The following is an 18,709-nucleotide window of genomic DNA, read 5'->3' as shown; positions in this document are numbered from 1 at the left end:
CACCATTCACCGCTTACCACTCACCACTCACAATTCTCTAACAAATGCGCAATCTCCTGATATTTATCACTAAGTATAACGCATTCTTTTTGTTTATTATTTTCGAGGTTTCGGCGCTGCTGGTATATATCAAATACAACTCTTTTCAAAAGGCCACTTTTATAAATTCATCAAACTCAGTTACCGGAAATTTATATGCCCGCATCAGCGAGTTTAAAAGCTATCTGTCACTAAAAGATAACAACGATAGCCTGGCACGTGAAAATGCAAGGTTGCGTAACCAGCTTAAATCGTCGTTATATGCCGATACACTTAATAAGCACAAGGTTAATGATACCGTTTATAAGCAGCAGTATGAATACATTGTAGCGCGGGTAATCAATAATTCAACCAACAGGGCAAATAACTATATCACTATAGATAAAGGGAGTAAACAAGGAATTACTAAAGGGCTCGGGGTAATCTGCAACGCAGGTTTGGTGGGCAAAGTGGTATTTGTTTCCGATCATTTTTCGGTGATCCAGTCGCTGCTTCATAAAGACTCTCAATTCAGCGCCATGTTAGCTAATAATAAAGAGATAGGGTATATTCAATGGGGCGAGGAGTTTAATCCGCACAAAGGTTTACTGCGGGATGTATCAAATAATGCGGTGCCGAAGGTTGGGGAAAAGGTTGTGACATCAGGCTATTCGTTATTCCCCGAAGGGATCCCGATAGGTACCATCAGCAGCCTTAAGAGTAAAGGTGGCGGTGTTTCATTAAATATGGATGTGGCCCTGGCCGTTGATTTTACCAAGCTGCAATATGTTTACGTAGTTGATAATAAATTTGCCGCAGAGCAAACGGGACTGGAGGCTCAGCAAAAAAAGGATGAGTAAGCGCATTATAATTAATTTTCTGAGGTTTATTGTACTGGTATTTATCCAGGTTTTTTTGTTGAAGAACATTAATTTATATGATCTTTCAACCCCTTACCTGTATATCCTTTTTATCCTGCTGCTGCCTTTCGAGGTGCCTAACGTTTTGCTTTTTGCACTGTCGTTTATCCTGGGGCTTACCATTGATGCTTTTTACGATACCCCGGGCCTGCATGCGGCTGCCTGCGTGGTACTTGCCTTTGTCAGGATTTTATTCATCAGCATAACTGTTCAAAAAGATGGGTTTGATAACGAGCCCGAACCTACCTTAAGCATAATGGGTTTGCGGTGGTTTTTAGCCTATGCCGTTGTGCTAACCTTTGTTCACCACTTTTTTCTCCTCAACCTCGAAGCTTTTAGCCTTTCGCAAATTGAATTTACAATAAGCCGCATTTTATTGAGTTCTGTATTTACCGTGTTTTTAATACTAATTTCGGGTTTGTTATTTTTCAAGAGAAAAGAGCGTAAATGAACAGTTTTTTTGAGCGACGCTACATTATAGCCGGAATTTTTATAGCCATAATTGTTGTACTGCTGGCCCGGCTGTTCTATATCCAGATAGTTGATCCTAAATATGCCATATACGCCGGTAAAAATGTGTTAAGGCAAACCATCGTATATCCTGCACGCGGCCCTATATTAGATCGTAACGGAAAGATCCTGGTGCAAAACGAGCCATTTTATGATATCATGATAACCCCGCGTGAGGTTAAGCCATTTGATACCGTAGAGTTTTGCAAGCTTTTGGGGATTGACCGGGATGGCTTTAACAAGCGCTGGGTAAAAGCCTGGAAGTACTCACCGGTGTTAAAGTCGGTATTTGAAAAACAACTTACCGCGCAAACTTATGCCTCGGTGTCTGAACGGCTTTCAGAATTTCCCGGCTTTTCGGCAATCACCAGGTACCTGCGTAACTATCCCGATTCTGTTGCCGCACAATTCCTGGGTTATATTGGCGAGGTGCAGGATAAGGATATCAAACACTCCAATGGCTACTACCATCCCGGAGACTTTATTGGTGTAACCGGTGTTGAAAAATCATACGAAACTGTGTTGCGCGGCCAGCGTGGCGTTAGTAACCAAATGGTTGACTCGCGCGGTACGCTGAAAGGAAAGTTTGCCAACGGGCTATATGACACTGCGGCTGTGCCCGGCCAGCGTTTAACCTCATCGCTTGAACTGAGCATCCAAAAGCTGGGCGAAAAGCTGATGCATGATAAGGTGGGGAGTATTGTTGCCATTGAGCCCTCAACCGGCGAGATTCTTTGCTACGTGAGCAGCCCAACTTACGACCCTAACCTGATGGTTGGCCGCGAACGCGGAAACAATGCCGCAAAAATGTACGCCGATGTTTACAACCCGTTTTTTATAAGGCCGGTGCAGGCAAAATATCCCCCGGGTTCATCTTTTAAGCCGTTAAGTGCACTTATTGGGTTAGAGGAGGGGATCATTACTCCGCAAACCAGTTATTACTGCCCCGGATATTACCAGGCGGGTAACCGCAGGGTTAAATGTAATAATGGCGAAGCACACGGTTTGGTTAACTTAAGCAGCGCCGTTGCCGAATCGTGCAATGGTTATTTTTCTATGGTGTTTCAAAAGATAATTGATCACAACGGCACACACCAAACAGAAGCAAGCTATAAAACATGGCGCGATAACGTGAAGAAATTTGGTTTAGGCACCCGCCTTGATCTGGATGTGCCGGGCGAAAGCCGTGGTAATGTGCCAACACCTTTGTATTATGATAACCTTTATCATAAAGGTGGCTGGCGTTCAAGCACTATTATTCCGCTTGCTATCGGGCAGGGGGAGTTGCTGGCTACGCCTTTGCAAATGGCTAATCTTGAATGTACCATAGCCAACCATGGTTATTATTATAAGCCCCACCTGGTAAAAGCAATAGGCACTCAAAATGTTATTAAACATGAATATACTGTAAGGAACTACGTTGGGATAGACTCCCAATACTTTGAGCCCGTAATAAACGGGATGCAGGCGGTTATTGACAGAGGTACAGGTATCCGGTCAAAAATTCCCGGCATCATCATGTGCGGTAAAACAGGAACCGCTCAAAACCCCGGCGGCGAAGCGCACTCTGTATTTGTTGCCTTTGCCCCGCGTGAAAACCCCCGGATAGCTATTGCAGTAGTGGTTGAAAACTCTGGCGAAGGGGCGCACTGGGCAGCTCCAATAGCCAGCTTTATAGTTGAAAAATATTTAAAGGGAAGCATTTCCCCGCGTGAATCTGGGATAACGGTTGAGCATTTTGCCAACGCTAACCGCCTGCCCGATTCTGCCCTTTATTACAGCCGATTCCGGAAGAAGATATCGCCAAAAGATACCGCCAAAAAGCAGAAGGCAGATACTTTGAAAAAGCCTTTGAAAGGCCTGAAAGGCGCATCCCGTCAAAACAAAAAAGATTCATCAACCAGGCTTTTAGCCGTATTACCGGGGAGGAAAGATGATAAATAACCAGCGCAGCTTTTTTTTTAATGTTGATTGGATAACGGTATTCATTTTCCTGGCGCTGTGTACCATTGGCTGGTTCAATATCCATGCGGCGGTGTATGACGAGCGTTACCCAAGCATTATCGACTCACATACCAACTATGGCAAGCAGTTTACTTTTATCATTGTTGCGGTGTTGGTAGGCGGAGTTATCCTTTTGCTCGAGAGCAGATTTATTACTGCCCTGGCACCTGCCTTTTACATTATAACCTTATTATTGCTGGGTATTGTTTTGGTGGTTGGGCGCAACGTGGGCGGTAACCAGGCATGGATTAGCCTTGGCGGCGGTTTCAGGCTGCAGCCCTCGGAGTTTGCCAAGTTCTCTACCTGTTTATTACTGGCGCGTTATTTAAGCGGGCCCAATATCAGGGTAAGCGAACCTAAGTCGTTTGCTATTGCCGCTACCATCATAGGGGTGCCCATGTTCCTGATTATGATGCAGCCGGATATGGGCTCAACGCTGGTATTTTTATCGCTGGTGTTTGTGCTGTACCGCGAGGGGCTTTCTCCTTATTTCTTAATCATAGGTGCGTTGTTCATTGCGCTGTTTGTTACCTCGGTTTTGTATCCGCCGCTGGCTGTTATCGGGGTTATAGTGGTTATCACCCTTGCGGTTATCTTGTTGTTCAGGCGCAGTAAAAAGGTTGTTTATACCATGCTTGCCGGTTTGGCAATTTGCATTGTGTTTGTGTTTAGCGTAAAGGTTATTTACAACAGCGTTTTAAAGCCGCACCAAAAGGTAAGGATTGATATTATATTGGGGATTAAGAGCGATTTAAAGGGAAAGGGCTACAACCTTAACCAGTCAAAGATTGCCATTGGTTCCGGTAAGATGTGGGGCAAGGGCTATTTAAAGGGCACACAAACCAAATATTCATTTGTGCCTGAGCAAAGCACCGATTTTATTTTTTGTACCGTAGGCGAGGAGTGGGGCTTTGCAGGATCGTTAACCGTATTGGGGCTGTACCTGTTTTTGGTGCTAAGGCTAATCCTGATCGCTGAACGGCAGCGATCGCCATTTTCCAGGGTTTACGGCTATGGCGTGGCTTCTGTGATCTTTTTCCACGTGATGATCAATATAGGTATGACGATTGGTTTGGTACCCGTAATAGGGATTCCGCTGCCGTTTATCAGCTATGGCGGGTCATCCTTATTGAGCTTCACCATCCTGCTGTTTGTGTTGCTTAAGCTGGATTCTAACCGTATGGGGATTGTTTAAGTAAGTTTACAGTTGACAGTGGAATATCCTGTTAACCGCTAACTAACTAAGCGTACCTTCTTTTCAGCAGCGCGTATAACTTTTCGGCGGTAGCTGGTTTGCTTTCCCAGTTGTTTTTGGTTACGTAATTGGTGTTTAAAAAACGCTGGGCTTCTTCAAACGTGTTAAATCGGTTCAGGATCTCTATAGCTTCGCTGTAAGCAAGGTTGTACCCGTTAAACAGGTCTTTTACATACAGCAATTTATCATTAAGCGTAATGGCCAGCTTAATATCGCTGATGGGCTTAATGCTTAACTGGTCGCTTTTTGAGGCTGTTTTATCGCCCTGTTGCGATGATATTTGCTGATTGCGGGTTATTACTTCTGCTTCTCCGGCATCTTCCTTTGCAGGTGCTGCACTAATCACTTCGGCTTCACTGGTTTGGGCAAATGATTCTTCTGCCTTTACTTCCTCAATAACGGGTTCAATAGTTTCGATAGTGTGCGGTAACGTAACCGCTTCTTCAGTAATCACCGGCGTTTCTGTTGCTGCGGCTGCCGGTGTCTCTTCAGTTTTTTCCTCTTCTTTTTGTTTAACGGCAACTGCACCGTCTTCTTCATCTTCCCATGTTTCAGCCTCGTCTAAGATCAGTTCATGACGGATGGTTTCCGGCTCTTCGCGGATGAACGAATAACTATCTTCAGGTGCCTGCGAGGTGAAGTCGAACTGCGGAGTAATGTGTTCTTCCGGCTGTTTGGCAGCAGGCAATTGTATCACCGGTTTTTCTTCGGGCGGCTCCGGCAGGTTGTTGATCACTTCAACTTCAACCGGTTTAGCCTGCGGTTTTGGCATCCTTAATCCTCTCAAATCAGCTCCCGGTTTCATTTGCTGAACAACGGGTTCAAAAAACTTTTGCTGGTAACTGGTTTCGGGTTTTTCAATAACAGCGCGTTTAGGTTTATTTTGCAGGTTAAGTTTGCACAATATTTCAATATGGTCTGTTAAGAAATGAGCGTTAGCAACAAAAAGTTCAAGTTCCAGGTCATTTAAATTATCAACCGTGGTTTGCAGGTATTCATATTGTTCACTTAGCTCCTGTATAATGCCACCTATCTTTTTAAATACTTCCTTTTGCTTCATGGATCAATGTTGGGAAAATGCCAATCAAAAATAAGATTAAATTCTGATATTTGTGGTTTGAGATTAGTGATTAGAGGTTAGGGGTTAGTCAAAGACGCATTATTGCGCAAAGCTATCTCTCTGTTTTTCTTTCGTATTTTGGGGGATTCCCGATTTTTGGACTAGCTCATTCAACTATTAATAATCAGCGATTTGGTGTTTGTAGAAGATATATTTAAGCGGAGAAATGAACTGGGGGGCAGTATAGAAGTGGTTTGCGGATCGATGTTTTCAGGCAAAACAGAGGAGCTGATCCGCCGGCTTAACAGGGCGAAGATAGCCCGATTAAAAGTAGAGATCTTTAGTCCGAAGGCCGATACCCGGTATGATGAAAATGCTTTGGTTTCGCACAATGCAACCTCTATTCCTTCAACCCCTGTTGAGAACGCGTCATCCATATTATTGCTGGCCAGTGATGTGCACGTGATAGGGATTGATGAAGCGCAGTTTTTTGATGAAGAGCTGCCTGATGTGTGTAATATCCTCGCCAATAAAGGTATCCGTGTAATTGTTGCCGGGTTGGATATGGATTTCAAGGGCCGTCCGTTTGGCCCGATGCCCGCCATTATGGCTATGGCCGAATCAGTAACCAAACTGCATGCTGTATGCGTGCGCTGCGGGAACCCTGCCTTATACTCGTACCGCCTGCTGCCCGATGAAAACCAGGTAATGCTGGGCGAAAAGGAAAGCTACGAACCCCGCTGCCGGAGCTGCTACACTAATTTGGAGGTGTAATTTTTCGGGTCACCATAGCCGTGTATGATAATGTAAAAGCTTGGTTTTTTTATGTTGTTAAACTGTAATTGGTTTACCAATAGATTCCTTTTGAAAGAATAAATTCACATACTATAATTTCTGTATCCAGTTCAACAAATACAATTGTGTATTTTTTCTTGTACGGAATGCACTTATACCCCAACGAGCCTCTTTCAGGATCTCTGCATATTCTATAGCCTTTTCTATTATCACCCAGATGAGTTATGAAATCGTAAGCATCATCAGTGAACTTTTCAGCAGTAGCTAAAAGACTTTCTGATTCAAGAAAAAATGAAATCGCTGCAATGCTTTCGGCCGCAGATTCGCGGATAATTATTTTTCTGAAGCCCATTCATTAATAAGCTTTTTACTGTAAGCCCTAGCCTCTTCAACAGAAAAGGTTTTTTCCGGCTTCCATTTTAATGCCGCCTTCTTTTGCAGTTCCTGGTAATTCTCTTCAGACAAAAGCACATATTTTTTTTTATTGATTGTCAGATGTGTCATAGCTTGATGTTTATATACGAAAATAATAAAAATCAAAATCAAATCCAATGGCTACTTTCTATAAGCTCGCATTTCGCCATTTTGGAGATGGTTAATTGTAACAGTATTTTTTACAAAAAAAACACATCAGCCTAAAACAAAACCAGCACCCTTGGTTGTTATTAAACAATAAAGGAGCTTGTAAGGTTATGGCCAAAAAGATATTGGTTATTGAGGATGATAAAGACATTAGGGACACTATTGTTTACATATTGGAAGAGCAGGGGTATGAAGTGCTTTCATCGGGCGACTCAAAGATCCTGGGAAAAGTAACGGAGCACAACCCCGGCCTTATCCTGATGGACAACTGGCTCACCGAATGGAAAAGCGACGCCAATGGCCAGCAGCTGAGTAAGGAGCTGAAGACAAACCCGAAAACACAGCACATCCCTATAATTATCATATCAGCAGTAAGCAACGTGAAAGAAATTGCCGAAGAAGGTCTCGCTAACTCCTACCTGAAAAAACCTTTCGACATGGACGAACTGATTGCGCTGGTGAAACAGCATGTGATTTAAGCAGCCTGAAAATTATTGAAGAAATTGGAGTTGTCAAAACAAATTACCTACCTTTAGGCACCAATTTTAACGAAGAAAATAAATGAAAATCAGGAATTTGTACTTATTGTTTGCCTGGATCTTGCTGGCAGGTGTTATTTCATGCTCAAAAACCCCCTCTGTTGACAAGGGTTCCGGGAACGTTCCCGATCCTAACCCGACAGCTAAAGATGTACCGGCAGGCGCTAATGATGGCGTTACTTTTATAAACGGCGGTAAATCGGCCATTTTTAATTTGTATGCACCCAATAAAAAAACCGTTACCCTTACCGGCGATTTTAACGGCTGGTCGACCGATGCCAAATATAACATGACCAACTCTACCGATGGCAGCCGCTGGTGGATCCAGATAGATAACCTTGACCCCAATACCGAATATGCTTACCAGTATTATGTGGATCAGTCGTTTAAAATAGGTGACCCTTATTGCGAAAAGGTACTTGACCCGGATAACGACAAATATATTGATGCCTCCATATACCCCAACTTAAAAAGCTATCCCACCGGTAAAACAACCGGCATAGTGAGCGTAATGGAAGCTAACCAGCCCGCCTACAGCTGGACTACCAGCACATTTACCCGCCCTGAGCCTAAAAACCTTGTAGTTTACGAATTGCTGGTGCGCGATTTTGTGGCCACCCACAGCTATAAAACCGTAAAAGATACCTTAAACTATATTGCCCGCCTGGGCGTTAATGCCATTGAGCTGATGCCGGTAAACGAGTTTGAGGGTAACGACTCATGGGGCTACAACCCCAACTATTACTTTGCCCCTGATAAATATTATGGCACCAAAAACGACCTGAAAGCGCTTATTGACGCCTGCCATGCCAAAGGAATTGCCGTAATACAGGATATAGTGCTTAACCACTCCTTCGGTTCATCGCCTATGGTACAGTTGTACTCAAGCGGTGGGGTGCCCGCTAATAACCCCTGGTATAATACCGTGGCTACGCACCCTTTTAACGTGGGGTACCAGTTTAACCATGAGAGCCCCGCTACCAGATACTTTGTTAAAAACGTAGTGAAGTTTTGGATGCAGGAGTATAAGATTGACGGCTTCCGTTTTGATTTGGCGAAAGGTTTTACACAAACCAACAGCGGTAGCGATGTTGCCGCCTGGGGTAATTATGATGCCAGCCGGGTTGCCATCTGGAAGGATTACAACAGCTATATTAAAAGCATTGACCCTAAATTATACGTGATACTGGAAGACTTTGCCGGCAACCAGGAAGAAAGCGAACTGGCCGACCAAGGCATGATGACCTGGAACAATCAAAGTTTTCAGGCAGAGCAGGGTTTAATGAGCTATAACGATGCAGGCGGCTCGTGGGATATTTCGGGCTTGTTTTATGACAGGTTTAACTTTAAAAACCCTTATGCGCTGGTAAGCTATTTTGAAAGCCACGATGAGGAACGCCTGCAATTTAAAAACGCCGCCTATGGTAACGCCAGCGGCAGCTACAGTGTAAAGGACCTGGCAACCGGCCTTAAGCGCGACGAACTGGGTGCAGCCTTTATGTTTTCATCGCCGGGACCTAAAATGCTTTGGCAGTTTGGTGAACGCGGTTACGACGTAAGTATTGATAACGGCGGAAGGCTGGGGGATAAGCCCGCCCATTGGGAATACATGAACGATGCCAACCGCAGGCACCTGTTTAAAGTGTATTCGCAGATGATCAAGTGGAAGATCAACAACCCGGTGTTTACCAGCACTACATTTAATTACAGTTTAGACGGTGCAGTGAAAACCATCCAGCTAACCGATCCGTCAAACAGTATTGAGGTGGTGGGTAACTTTGGTGTGGTGGCAAACACCGCCACCATAACTTTCCCGGCAACAGGTACGTGGACAGACAACTTTACGGGTTCAACCATCAATGTAACATCATTGGCTTATACGATGACCCTTGCCCCGGGCGAGTATCATTTATACAGCAAAACAGCGCTGCATTAATAAAAAACTAAACTAGGGGAGTTTACAGCCGGGTGCTTATTCAATTGAGTAACATCCGGTTTTTTTGTGTTAATACCCCTTGTCATTCTGAGCGTGAGCGAAGAATCTTATCCAATTGATAAGTCGCCTTCATACCTGTCCCGCGTTGAGGATTCTTCGCTCACGCTCAGAATGACAAAAAGACTTATTTAAATACGAAGGATAATTATGCCAATTCCGGGCAGGCAATTATTTGGCTTTCCATTTGGCCAATTCAGTTTTAACCTTATTGATTTTTTCTGACTTGACCTTACCCATATTCAAATTTACATCTTTTTTCAGCGTGTAATAATTAGCAATAGTTAATAGGTAAGGAATTCAATACAAGCTTCGTGCGATCTTATTTCGTCAGCAATTTTGAACCATAGGGTCTACCTCTTTGTAGAAAAAACAATTCCGCGGTTCTTTGCCTCGTAGAGGCTACCCATTATGCGCTGTTCAATACCTGCCTAACGGTTAAGGGTAACCTCTACGAGGTAATAAAAGAGGGGGGCGATTTCTACAACGGGATAGACCCTACGGGTCATGCCTAAAACAACACCCTTCCATTATACAATCCACCATCGACCATCGACCATGGACTATCGACTATCGACCATGGACCTTCCCCAACCCTCACGGCTAAAATCCCGCTACAACCTGTCAAATTATAGTTACTAAACCTGCCTTGCCGCGCCTATTTTTATCATGCATTAAATTAACTTATATTTCGCCTGGTAATAATTAATCCTGTAGCCGCATGTATCGCAAAAAAACCTCGTCAAATTTTATCCTTCCTGTTATTTTATGTTTTGTATTTTTTAGTTCCACCGGCAGGCTGTCGGCACAAACAGCGCCTAAGGCCATGTATGAGCAGGCCAGCGAAGTATCCGGACTAATTATCCAATACGGGCAGGATATGAATGCCATCCGCGATTTTTATTCGCCCTACACGGCTATTGACGGCTACTCCAATCAATCGGTACAAACCTCGCCCGAAGAGCGTAAACGCCTGATAGAAACAGGTAACGAATATCTTGAAAAGTTGAAGCAAAGCGATTTTGAAAGCATGAGCATTTATGGCAAGGTGGATTATACCCTGCTTAAAAAACAGATTGTGTTTGACCTTGGCGCACTAAAGCTTGATGAAGACGAATACAATAAGATAACCGCCTACATCCCCTTTGCCGAAGAGATTTACCAGCTGGAAAAGAAACGTCGCCGCGGCATTTCGGTAAACGGGCAGGAAATTGCCCTGCAGCTTAATAATATTATAAAGGCGGTAAAGACGTCGCAGGCATCGTTTGAAGCCGTAAAATCGCTGGATATGCCGCTGGCACGCAAGGGCAAGGCCGCTGTGCTGGGGCTTAAGAGCCGCCTTAAAAGCTTTTACGATTTTTATAACGGCTATGATCCCGACTTTACCTGGTGGATGCCAAAACCCTACCTGAAGCTGGATACCGCTTTAAATAACTACGCCACCTTAATAATGGGCAAGGGCAAAATAAACACCACCCAAAAGCCCGATAGCAGTGGCATTAAAGGCGTTCCTGTTGGGCACGATGAACTGGTGCGCCAGCTAAAGGCCGAGATGATCCCTTACTCGCCCGAAGAACTGATAAAACTGGCCAACAAGGAATTCGCCTTTTGCGACCGTGAGATGCTGAAAGCCAGCAACGAAATGGGTTTTGGTAACGACTGGCACAAGGCCCTGGAGAAAGTGAAGAATAGCTACGTACCCGCCGGCAAACAGCCCGAAGCCATCCTGAAATTATACAACGATGCGCTGAGCTTTATTAAAGCGCGCGACCTGATCACTATACCGCCGCTGGCCGAAGAAACCTGGGGCATGACCATGATGACGCCGCAGCAGCAACTGGTGAACCCTTTCTTTTTGGGTGGCAGCGAGATCATTATCAGCTACCCCACCAACACCATGGATGAGGCCGACAAGCTGATGAGCATGCGGGGCAACAACCCTTATTTTAGCAGGGGTACCGTGCAGCACGAGCTTTTGCCCGGCCACAACATGCAGTACTTTATGAACAGCCGCTACAAGCCATACCGCAACATGTTTTATACCCCGTTTTGGATAGAGGGATGGAGCCTGTATTGGGAATTGTTATTATACGATCAGGGCTTTGCCAAAACACCAGAAGAACGCATCGGGATGTTATTTTGGAGGATGCACCGTTGCGCCCGCATCATCTTCTCGTTAAACTATCACCTGGGCAACTGGACACCACAGCAATGTATAGACTTTTTGGTGGATAGGGTAGGGCATGAACGCGCCAATGCCGAGGGCGAAGTAAGGCGCTCGTTCCAGGGCGGGTATAGTCCGCTTTACCAGGTGGCCTACTTAACCGGTGGCCTGCAGTTGATGAGCCTTAAACGCGAACTGGTTGACGGCGGTAAAATGACCTACAAACAATTTCACGACGCCGTAATAAAGGAAAACACCATGCCTATTGAAATGGTACGCGCCACCCTCACCAACCAGGCATTGACAAGGGATTTTACCACGCAATGGAAGTTTTATGATTTTGGGAAGTAGAGATTAGAGACTGGAGATTAGAGATTAGGTGGGGATAGAGGTTAGTTGCCTGGAGATTAGAGATTAGGTGGGGGATAGAGATTGGTTAATTAGAGATCAGAGATTAGGTAGGGGATAGAGATTAGTTAATTAGAGATTAGATGGTGTTGGTGGTTAATTCTCTCCGCACGACCCGCCTAATCTCTAATTAACTGATCTCTAGTTAACTAGTCTCTAATTAACTAACCTCTAATCAACTAACCATCACTCCTTCACCTTATCCCAGCTATCCCGGTTAAAGGCCAGCACTTTGATGGCGTTACCGCTTGCATCCATGGTGAATTTTAACGGAAACAGGGCCTCTTTATTTATAAACTCGTTATCGGCTACTGCTATAAACGGGATCTCTTTATCGTCCCAAAGCTCCTTGAGTACCAGTCCGTCGGCGGTGGCGGTTATGGTTAAAAAAGTACCTTTTCGTTGATCAAACTCATACTTGCCTTCGTAAGTCTTTAGCTTGGCGGCGGTAAGTTTAATGGCTGTTACGGGCACATAGTTTTTTACCCTGGTAAGTTGGTCTTTATCCCCCACGGCAGCCCCGGTAACTTCGCCGGCAGCGCTTTTGGCGAAGGTAACAGGGATCTTTTCATCGCCGTCATCGTCCAGTGTTTCAAAGGCAAGATCGCCTTTGCGGGTTAATACAAATTGCTTATTTGCGTCAATAACTTTGGCAAGCAGGGTTTTATTGGAAACAGTAATTTGTACGTAACCATGTTCGTTGCTTTTAAGCTGGTAAATGCCTTCAAAGGCTTTCATGGGGGTAGTATCGGCAACTGTTGTTGTTTTAACCGCCATGGTGCGGGCCTTAACAGGATTGATAAAACACAGGCTTAATACAATAAAGGGCAATAGCAATACATACCTGTACAGCCGGGTTGAGGGGTTTTTTTGCAGATGGATCATGTTGGATAGGTTTATTTAGCTGATAACGTGCGGATTGACAATTAAGTATTTAATGGGGTGAATTGTTGCGATGAACCATTTAAGGGGCGGGGAGGGTATCGGTTATGCGCTGTATCGCCTGTATCGCTGTATCGTTTCACCGCAACAATACACGCGATACAGTAAACCTGTGGTGTGTAAATAAACCTGTCCTCCTGAGCATAGCGAAGGATCTTCAGCAAGCGCTATTCCCGGCGGAAAGGTATGTGGGCGACTTATCGGGCGAATACCTTTAGCGCGCAGAAGATCCTTCGCTATGCTCAGAATGACAAAAAACTGTATCGTGTGTATCGTCTGTATTGTTAGTTGGTGGCGATACAGACGATACAGTTTATTAGTTTTTAATTAAATAAATCGCCCAATGACTTATAATTGACGTTAATCATGTATTCAGGTTTATTGTTATTTCTAAGTATGAAAGAGCTTTTTTCAAGCTTATTAACAATATTACGAACCTTTCTTTTATAGACTTCGTAGCCCTCAAGTATAGCTGCGTTACCTTTCTTTATCCAAATTTTGCTTCCGATTTCATTCGCACTGGGATACTTGTCAAGGCTGTAAGTGTTTCTTTCATAAATAAATGACAAAACATCCTTGTAATCTTGATGTAACGCGACGAAATTATGTCCATATTGCCCTTCCAATTCCCTGTAAAAACTCTTTTTAAATAAATTACGATCAATAATGAAAACGGAGTAAATCTCATCGCTAATTGAATGCCTAATAATTAGGCCAGCTTCTTGAAGCGATTGAATTGCTTGTAGATGATTATTATCTTTAGTAAGCAATATAGTGTATCTGTCTTGTTTATTTAAATTCTCTGATTTGTAAAGATATGTTAACACACGTTTTTGATCCAATGTGATATCATATCCTTCTAATTTTCTGGTCAAATAGCCACTGTATGATTCAAACAATGTGTCCATTGTTTCGTCAACTAATTTCCCTTTCGGGATATACAGTGACAATTCATCCCAAGAATGAAAAATGTAATAAGGAACATCTATCCTATCCTCTAAGCATGCGCCAATTACTGAAGCCATTCCCCAACCTTTACCTTCATATTTATTATAAACACTTAAAACTTTAGCTAATTTAGGATTATTAGCTTTTGGATTTCCAGATATAATTCTTCGGACAGGAACGACATTTTCTAAATCAATTAAGAGAAGCTGTTTTTTAAATCTTCCAGGATTTCTAATTTGAATATGTTTGCCTGGAAGTATATTTATATTTACGTAATGATCTATCGCATAGTCCCTATGGGCTAACGAATTGTTAATGCACTCTCTTATTAGTCGTTCGGGATATTCAAAAAGTTTCGTGCCGCCTCTTTCGTTTGAAATACCAGTTTGTATATTTCTATAAACAAAAGCTAAGCTTTGTTCCATTAATTGAATAACGGTATTGTTGATTATTTTTTTATTTTGAGCTATATCAATAGTTACAGGGCTGTCAACGTAAGCGTCGACTTGTGAGCGCCAATGTAATTTTTCACCAGGTTCCGAACCGCAAACTAAAACCCCTAAAATTGTAGGAATATCTTCCCTGGTCATTCCATTTCTTTTAAGAAATGATTTCGCCTCATCAATTGATGATTTTATATTTTCAATTTTTACTTCACTATTTAATAGATGGATGTAGTCATTCAGTCGATTTACATCTAAATCTTCAATTGTTGAATTGGCAACTACTCTTAATTCCCTTGTGTCAATTAGTTCAGCCTTGTATTCTCTTTGAGACTGAATTTTAATATCACTAAGCTTGTGATCACCAGATATTAATCTTTCATAAGCACTTCCGCCATAGTAAATGTACTTTTCATCATCCGGCAATCCATCAATATAAATGACTAATAGTTGTCCATCTAAAAACTGTCTTGTTTCATAGTGTAAGTATTCACTGATATCTTTTTTTGCCCCATAATCATCTATGTAAGCATCTTTAATTGTCTTTAATTTGTCCTCGTTATTAAAATCGAATCCTTTGAAAATATATCGTTTATTCTTTTTGTCCTCAAGTATTCCGACAATAATTATCCCTCCATTCGTGTTAAGATAAGCATTGGCAGTTTTAAAAACCTCAGTCCATTCAGAATTATTATGACTGTTGTCCTTTATTTCAACCTTTTCATTTTCAATTATTAAAAACTCATTATTATGTATACAGTATTCTATTTGCTGTAGTATGTCATCAACTACTTTCATAAGCGTCCTTAATTAAAAAACTGAATTCAAACCCAAAGTAAAAAGAGTAATCAATTCTTCAGAAGAAAATCTACAGGGTATTCAATTTACATAAAAGTATTACTTTTTTTCATTTCTACTGCTTTAAGAATAATATAGATCATAATTTTAATTTACCAATCCATTTTTTCTTTAAAATTTCTTTACTAATACAGAAATATTCCCTACCTTTACCAGCGTTGCTTTTCTGCAATAGTTAAGCCGGGTTTTACCGCCTGCTTATCATCAGCATTAAAATAATATAGCCGTTTTTGTATCACTGTATCGCTGTATCGTTTCCATGTAGCAATACAGACAATACACGCGATACAGTACAAGCCGTAAACTACTTAATAAAATATGCCAAACAGCATACTAAACACAATTATATATTTCTTTAAAACCTCTTTATTTATGTCACATCCGCAAAACGTACCGCCAGCCGGCGGGCAACAGGGCATCAATCCCGATGTTATCCGCCAGGAGATAGCCCGCCTGCTGCAACCTGACGCAGACCAGCCCGACCAGGGCAACCAATTATTCCGCCTCCGCAGCGCCGCCGACTGGATGGAGCGCGCCAGTAAACGCCCGATCCCCAAAATGCTTTTCGGCGAGTTTTGGTTCCAGGGCGAGCTGTGTATCCTGTTTGCCGACAGTAACCTGGGCAAGTCCATCCTTGCGGTGCAGGTAGGCGATAGCATCAGCCGGAACGAGCAAATAGGCCCTTTCAGGCTGGAGGCCGGGCGGCAGCGCATCCTTTACTTTGATTTTGAGCTGGCCGACAAGCAGTTCGAGGCGCGTTACTCGTCCAATTACAATTATCATTACAGCTTCACCAACCATTTCCTGCGTGCCGAGCTTGACCCTATGGCCGATGTGCCCAAAACGTTTGCCAACTTCGAAGATTTTCTGAACCATCAGCTGGAGAACCTGGTGGTAAGCACCGGGGCAACCGTGCTCATCATCGACAACCTAACCTATTTGCGCAGCGAAACAGAACGTGCCAAAGATGCCCTGCCGCTGATGAAGCACCTGAAATCGCTCAAAAGCAAGCATAACCTGAGCATCCTGGCGCTGGCGCATACCCCCAAACGCGATGCCGCGCATCCCATTACCCGCAACGACCTGCAAGGCAGCAAAATGCTGATGAACTTTTGCGACAGCGCATTTGCCATTGGCGAGAGTGCAAAAGACAAGAGCATCCGCTATGTTAAGCAGGTAAAGCAGCGCAACACCGAGGAGGTTTACGGCTCGGGCAACATCTGCCTGTTTACCATCAGCAAGCCGTACAACTTTTTGCAATACGAATTTATGGGCTATGGCCGCGAATGGGAACACCTGCGCCAACCCGAAAAGGAGGACCGCGAAGCTTTAAGAACCCAGGCCGCCGAACTTAAGCTACAGGGCAAAAGCTTCAGGGAAATTGCTGCCGAAATGGGGATAACGCATACAAAAGCGGAAAGGTTGCTGAAGGAGGGGCAATAGTCGATAGTCCATAGTCGATGGACCATAGTCCATGGCAGAAAGACGATAGGCCATAGACGATAGCAAATTTACTGTAAAATTCTTCTATGGACCATCGACCATGGACCATGGACAGCTAACCCAATAACCCAATGACACCACCACCCCGTTATACCTTGCAACCTTACAAAGGCATGTGGAGCCGGTACACCTGTCCGCAATGTCTCCGGCACAAAGTATTCAGCCGGTATATTGATATCGCTACAGACGAACCCATTGCCGATGATGTGGGCCGGTGCAGCCGCGAGGTAAACTGCGGTTATCATTATAAGCCTTCGGAATATTTTAGCAAACATGGAAAGTCCATAGACGATAGACCATCGACTATGGACTACCGACCCCTCACGTACCGGGATTTTGAACCATCGTACCTGCCCAAACGTGTGATCGGGCAAACGGTGAAGCATTATGAGCAGAATAATTTTGTGCGATACCTTGTCGCAAAGTTTGGCCGGGAGGTAGCTTACGCACAGGCACAGCTTTACCTGGTAGGTACCTCGAAACACTGGCCCGGTGCGTGTATCTTCTGGCAGGTTGACAAAGCAAACAGGGTACGAACGGGCAAAATAATGCTCTACAACCCCGAAACCGGCAAGCGGGTAAAGCAGCCGTTTAACCATATTGCCTGGGCGCACTCCTTAGTTGGCAGTAAAAATAAGGAAGCGGGGCAGCGTCATTCGGACTTCAATCTTAAACAATGTCTGTTTGGTGAGCATTTATTACAATACCAGCCTGCAAAAGCGGTGGCAATATGTGAAAGCGAAAAGACGGCGATTATAGCATCCGTTCATTATCCCGAACTGTTGTGGCTGGCGGCGGGCAGCTTGCAGGGCCTTAATGCGGGCAAGTGTAAGTGCCTTGAGGGGCGCACTGTTATTTTAATGCCCGATGTTAATGCGTATGATTTGTGGGTGAACAAGGCAGCGCAGCTGTCGGCAGGCTTGCCATCAGTAACGTTTAAGGTGATGCGCCTGCTGGAAAACATAGCCACCCCGCAACAAAAAACCGAAGGCTGGGATCTCGCCGATTATTTATAACGATCTGCTGTATCGCGTGTATCGCCTGTATTGTTGTATCGGTGGGATTGGCGATACAGTACACGTAAAATAATAATTTCACCACCAACGGCTGCACCACAACTTGCGTAAGAGCAACCTCACCAACCCATTCCCAGCAATAACGCGCGCAGAAATAAGTAAGCCACCAAACAAGCCTAATCTCAAATTAACCAATCTCTAATCAACTAATCGCTAATTAACTAACCTACATCCTCGTCAAGCTAAACTCGCCGCTGAGGGAGTAATCAAACTTTTGGCCGGCATTGTCAACAGTGAAGCCCGAGCCGGTGAAGGTGCCCCGCACCAGGCCGCCCTTAAGTGGCATAGCCGTTATGGTTATATTACCGCCCTTTAGCTCAAAAGCAGGCACTTCCGGGTAGTTTGAGATCATGAGAGACAAGTGGGCAGAATTATCATCAAACGGAAAAACTTTCTTTTCGGCAGCGGTGATCACCCCGCTTACTGAAAGTCGGTCGTCATTTTTCTCGTTACCTGCGGCATAAAAAATAGTGAGCTTTCCATTTTTGTCAACCGGGTACAGCATCCCGTCGTGGTTTTCATATTGGGTGGAGAAAAACTCTTTGCGGCCCTTATATTCTACCACAACATGAAAGGTAGCGCCAGATACAATAGGGGCAGGTTTCTTGCCGGGTCTTCTTTGAGCAACAGCAGCAACCGCGAATAACAGCAACAGGAGGGTGATAACTTTAGTCTTCATAACGCAGGCAGG

Annotated in this window: 17 protein-coding genes; 11 read left to right on the top strand and 6 right to left on the bottom strand. The window is 44.0% G+C overall.

The features are described from left to right. The first annotated feature begins 44 nt into the window (after window positions 1-44). The 4 genes from mreC to rodA are packed head-to-tail and all read left to right on the top strand — an operon-like array spanning window position 45 to window position 4,647. On the top strand, window positions 45-878 hold the full coding sequence (mreC, locus tag MuYL_RS17695; protein ID WP_094571820.1) for a rod shape-determining protein MreC: 834 nt from the start codon (window positions 45-47) through the stop codon (window positions 876-878). Further along, window positions 871-1,389 (top strand): rod shape-determining protein MreD, encoded by a 519-nt coding sequence (locus MuYL_RS17690; protein WP_094571819.1) that lies wholly within the window; start codon window positions 871-873, stop codon window positions 1,387-1,389. Before mreC ends, MuYL_RS17690 begins: the two co-directional genes overlap by 8 nt. Continuing rightward, window positions 1,386-3,392: a penicillin-binding protein 2 gene (gene mrdA / locus MuYL_RS17685; protein ID WP_094571818.1), complete on the top strand. Its 2,007-nt coding sequence runs from the start codon at window positions 1,386-1,388 to the stop codon at window positions 3,390-3,392. Before MuYL_RS17690 ends, mrdA begins: the two co-directional genes overlap by 4 nt. Continuing rightward, a complete protein-coding gene (rodA, locus tag MuYL_RS17680; protein WP_094573012.1) occupies window positions 3,385-4,647 on the top strand; it encodes a rod shape-determining protein RodA in 1,263 nt (420 codons plus the stop codon). Before mrdA ends, rodA begins: the two co-directional genes overlap by 8 nt. Before the next feature lie 46 nt (window positions 4,648-4,693). On the opposite strand, the gene MuYL_RS17675 is transcribed toward rodA, so the two are convergent. Then, complete coding sequence (locus MuYL_RS17675) at window positions 4,694-5,767, bottom strand: hypothetical protein (RefSeq protein ID WP_094571817.1); 1,074 nt, start codon at window positions 5,765-5,767, stop codon at window positions 4,694-4,696. 195 nt (window positions 5,768-5,962) lie between these two features. Here MuYL_RS17675 and MuYL_RS17670 point away from each other — a divergent pair, with 195 nt between their 5' ends. Then, the gene (locus MuYL_RS17670; RefSeq protein ID WP_394338969.1) at window positions 5,963-6,541 is read left to right on the top strand and encodes a thymidine kinase; all 579 of its coding nucleotides are present in this window, start codon (window positions 5,963-5,965) and stop codon (window positions 6,539-6,541) included. 73 nt (window positions 6,542-6,614) lie between these two features. Here the strand turns inward: MuYL_RS17670 and MuYL_RS17665 are convergent, their stop codons facing one another. After that, window positions 6,615-6,914, bottom strand: a complete 300-nt coding sequence (locus tag MuYL_RS17665; RefSeq protein ID WP_094571815.1) for a hypothetical protein — start codon at window positions 6,912-6,914, stop codon at window positions 6,615-6,617. Next, a complete protein-coding gene (locus tag MuYL_RS23315; protein ID WP_157740946.1) occupies window positions 6,896-7,066 on the bottom strand; it encodes a hypothetical protein in 171 nt (56 codons plus the stop codon). Before MuYL_RS23315 ends, MuYL_RS17665 begins: the two co-directional genes overlap by 19 nt. Before the next feature lie 188 nt (window positions 7,067-7,254). Here MuYL_RS23315 and MuYL_RS17660 point away from each other — a divergent pair, with 188 nt between their 5' ends. The 3 genes from MuYL_RS17660 to MuYL_RS17650 all read left to right on the top strand — a co-directional run bounded on the left by MuYL_RS17660 (window position 7,255) and on the right by MuYL_RS17650 (window position 12,191). Next, window positions 7,255-7,623, top strand: a complete 369-nt coding sequence (locus tag MuYL_RS17660; RefSeq protein ID WP_094571814.1) for a response regulator — start codon at window positions 7,255-7,257, stop codon at window positions 7,621-7,623. Window positions 7,624-7,705: 82 nt separating this feature from the next. Beyond that, window positions 7,706-9,619, top strand: coding sequence for an alpha-amylase family glycosyl hydrolase (locus MuYL_RS17655; protein ID WP_094571813.1), 1,914 nt, complete (start codon window positions 7,706-7,708; stop codon window positions 9,617-9,619). A gap of 778 nt (window positions 9,620-10,397) precedes the next feature. Then, window positions 10,398-12,191, top strand: a complete 1,794-nt coding sequence (locus tag MuYL_RS17650) for a DUF885 family protein (RefSeq protein WP_094571812.1) — start codon at window positions 10,398-10,400, stop codon at window positions 12,189-12,191. Between the two features lie 243 nt (window positions 12,192-12,434). Here the strand turns inward: MuYL_RS17650 and MuYL_RS17645 are convergent, their stop codons facing one another. Further along, window positions 12,435-13,133 (bottom strand): hypothetical protein, encoded by a 699-nt coding sequence (locus tag MuYL_RS17645; RefSeq protein WP_094571811.1) that lies wholly within the window; start codon window positions 13,131-13,133, stop codon window positions 12,435-12,437. A gap of 104 nt (window positions 13,134-13,237) precedes the next feature. Here MuYL_RS17645 and MuYL_RS23310 point away from each other — a divergent pair, with 104 nt between their 5' ends. Next, on the top strand, window positions 13,238-13,408 hold the full coding sequence (locus MuYL_RS23310; RefSeq protein ID WP_157740944.1) for a hypothetical protein: 171 nt from the start codon (window positions 13,238-13,240) through the stop codon (window positions 13,406-13,408). Between the two features lie 105 nt (window positions 13,409-13,513). Here the strand turns inward: MuYL_RS23310 and MuYL_RS17640 are convergent, their stop codons facing one another. Continuing rightward, window positions 13,514-15,379 carry an ATP-binding protein gene (locus MuYL_RS17640; RefSeq protein ID WP_094571810.1) on the bottom strand — a complete coding sequence of 622 codons (1,866 nt, stop codon included), beginning with the start codon at window positions 15,377-15,379 and terminating at the stop codon, window positions 13,514-13,516. Window positions 15,380-15,811: 432 nt separating this feature from the next. Between MuYL_RS17640 and MuYL_RS17635 the strand changes: the two genes are divergently transcribed. Beyond that, complete coding sequence (locus MuYL_RS17635; protein WP_094571809.1) at window positions 15,812-16,882, top strand: AAA family ATPase; 1,071 nt, start codon at window positions 15,812-15,814, stop codon at window positions 16,880-16,882. Window positions 16,883-17,013: 131 nt separating this feature from the next. Then, on the top strand, window positions 17,014-17,958 hold the full coding sequence (locus MuYL_RS17625) for a DUF6371 domain-containing protein (RefSeq protein WP_157740942.1): 945 nt from the start codon (window positions 17,014-17,016) through the stop codon (window positions 17,956-17,958). A 226-nt stretch (window positions 17,959-18,184) separates the two neighbouring features. Here MuYL_RS17625 and MuYL_RS17620 read toward each other — a convergent pair whose 3' ends face one another. Beyond that, complete coding sequence (locus tag MuYL_RS17620; RefSeq protein WP_094571806.1) at window positions 18,185-18,697, bottom strand: hypothetical protein; 513 nt, start codon at window positions 18,695-18,697, stop codon at window positions 18,185-18,187. Window positions 18,698-18,709: the final 12 nt, after the last annotated feature.

This window comes from Mucilaginibacter xinganensis (assembly GCF_002257585.1).
In the GTDB taxonomy this organism is placed as follows: domain Bacteria; phylum Bacteroidota; class Bacteroidia; order Sphingobacteriales; family Sphingobacteriaceae; genus Mucilaginibacter; species Mucilaginibacter xinganensis.
The sequence above is the reverse complement of the archived record's forward strand: the minus strand, read 5'-3'. Positions and strand labels throughout refer to the sequence as shown.

Coding starts and splice junctions, on each gene's coding strand:
- mreC (WP_094571820.1), top strand. CDS start 45: ATGCGCAATCTCCTGATATTTATCACTAAGTATAACGCATTCTTTTTG.
- MuYL_RS17690 (WP_094571819.1), top strand. CDS start 871: ATGAGTAAGCGCATTATAATTAATTTTCTGAGGTTTATTGTACTGGTA.
- mrdA (WP_094571818.1), top strand. CDS start 1,386: ATGAACAGTTTTTTTGAGCGACGCTACATTATAGCCGGAATTTTTATA.
- MuYL_RS17675 (WP_094571817.1), bottom strand. CDS start 5,767: ATGAAGCAAAAGGAAGTATTTAAAAAGATAGGTGGCATTATACAGGAG.
- MuYL_RS17665 (WP_094571815.1), bottom strand. CDS start 6,914: ATGGGCTTCAGAAAAATAATTATCCGCGAATCTGCGGCCGAAAGCATT.
- MuYL_RS23315 (WP_157740946.1), bottom strand. CDS start 7,066: ATGACACATCTGACAATCAATAAAAAAAAATATGTGCTTTTGTCTGAA.
- MuYL_RS17660 (WP_094571814.1), top strand. CDS start 7,255: ATGGCCAAAAAGATATTGGTTATTGAGGATGATAAAGACATTAGGGAC.
- MuYL_RS17655 (WP_094571813.1), top strand. CDS start 7,706: ATGAAAATCAGGAATTTGTACTTATTGTTTGCCTGGATCTTGCTGGCA.
- MuYL_RS17650 (WP_094571812.1), top strand. CDS start 10,398: ATGTATCGCAAAAAAACCTCGTCAAATTTTATCCTTCCTGTTATTTTA.
- MuYL_RS17645 (WP_094571811.1), bottom strand. CDS start 13,133: ATGATCCATCTGCAAAAAAACCCCTCAACCCGGCTGTACAGGTATGTA.
- MuYL_RS23310 (WP_157740944.1), top strand. CDS start 13,238: ATGCGCTGTATCGCCTGTATCGCTGTATCGTTTCACCGCAACAATACA.
- MuYL_RS17640 (WP_094571810.1), bottom strand. CDS start 15,379: ATGAAAGTAGTTGATGACATACTACAGCAAATAGAATACTGTATACAT.
- MuYL_RS17635 (WP_094571809.1), top strand. CDS start 15,812: ATGTCACATCCGCAAAACGTACCGCCAGCCGGCGGGCAACAGGGCATC.
- MuYL_RS17625 (WP_157740942.1), top strand. CDS start 17,014: ATGACACCACCACCCCGTTATACCTTGCAACCTTACAAAGGCATGTGG.
- MuYL_RS17620 (WP_094571806.1), bottom strand. CDS start 18,697: ATGAAGACTAAAGTTATCACCCTCCTGTTGCTGTTATTCGCGGTTGCT.